Genomic DNA, 1,281 nt, shown 5'->3' on the forward strand with positions numbered 1-1,281 from the left:
CCACGTTGTTTTGCCGTGATTCTCAATCAGGTTTGTCAAGCCGAAATGGAGGTTTGTCTCGGCCCCGACTGTCACTTCCTCCCACACGTTTTTTGCCTGGAAGGTACGAAGTACCGCGCAGGGTCGGAGGCGGGAGCGCAACCCGCAGGGTGACGGAGGAGAGATTGTTGGCACGAAAAAAGGGAGCGAAGCGACCGCGTGCGAAGAATCTCGGAGGAGTCAGCGGCCCTGGCCGCTTGCGTGGACGACGGAGGCCCGTATGCTGCCGAAGGCTTCCAGGCAAAAGCGCAAAGCGCACCAACACCGCGCCGGCCAAAGGCAGGCGACCGCTAGGCCAGGTTCGAACGAACGAGTCAGCAGTCAGATAGCAGCGGAACCGTTCTTCGCCCGTGTCGATCAAACAGCTAACGGGCTAGTGTCTTCGCGTGGCCTTTCACATGCAGCTGAGCAACGGTGTGGTCCTCCGGACCTTGACCGCGGACGATGCTGCCGCGCTTGCCGACTCGTATCGCGATAATCGAGATCACCTGGCCCCGTGGGATCCTTCCCGTTCCGAAACATTTTTCACTGAGGCCGGCCAGTCAAACGAAGTAGGGAAGTTGTTGGCCGATCAGGACACCGGGAGGGCTTTCCCGCTCGTACTCTCCGATCGGTCACGGATAGTGGGAAGAGTCAATCTTGTCGGCATCGTGCGGGGCGCGTTTGAGAGTGCAAACCTCGGGTACTGGGTCGACGCCCGCTACGCAGGCCGAGGGCTCATGACAGCTGCCGTCGGCGCCGCCGCTGACCTAGCCCGAGGTGAATTGGGCCTACACCGGATCCAGGCGGGCACGTTGGTCCATAACGTCGCGTCCCAGTCAGTTCTGAAACGCTGCGGTTTCACCGAGTTCGGACTGGCTCCTGACTACCTCCGAATCGCGGGCCGCTGGCAAGATCACCGCCTCTTCCAGCGCATCCTTTCTCCGTAAAGGTGATACCGGCACAGCGGAAGAACGAGTCAGCGCCGTCAGCTCGGTGCCGTCTTTCGGCGGGTTATACATGGTTTGATCTCTGAGGATGGCCCAGATGACGTTGATCCGGCGGCGGGCCAGGGCGATGAGGGCCTGCTTGTGCGATTTCCCTTCCCGTCGTTTCCGTTCGTAGAACGTCCGGGACGCGGGACAGGTTCTGGAGGCAATGAACGCTGCTTGGAAGCAGGCGTTCAGAAGACGGCGGTCGTACCGCCTTGGCCGGTGGCGGTTGCCGGAGATCTTCCCGGAATCGCGGGGAACCGGTGCAAGG

The 1,281-nt window shown here is 61.4% G+C and carries 1 protein-coding gene and 1 pseudogene; one reads left to right on the top strand and one right to left on the bottom strand.

The features are described from left to right. The first annotated feature begins 437 nt into the window (after window positions 1–437). Window positions 438–968 carry a GNAT family N-acetyltransferase gene (locus B7R24_RS16760; protein WP_116420064.1) on the top strand — a complete coding sequence of 177 codons (531 nt, stop codon included), beginning with the start codon at window positions 438–440 and terminating at the stop codon, window positions 966–968. A gap of 60 nt (window positions 969–1,028) precedes the next feature. Here B7R24_RS16760 and B7R24_RS16765 read toward each other — a convergent pair. Then, a pseudogene (locus B7R24_RS16765) lies at window positions 1,029–1,281 on the bottom strand (transposase); the annotation flags it as partial.

It is taken from the genome of Subtercola boreus, from assembly GCF_003399645.1.
Classification (GTDB): domain Bacteria; phylum Actinomycetota; class Actinomycetes; order Actinomycetales; family Microbacteriaceae; genus Subtercola; species Subtercola boreus_A.

Bases quoted from the DNA above. Each gene is read 5' to 3' on its own strand.
- B7R24_RS16760 (WP_116420064.1), top strand. From the start codon at position 438: ATGCAGCTGAGCAACGGTGTGGTCCTCCGGACCTTGACCGCGGACGAT.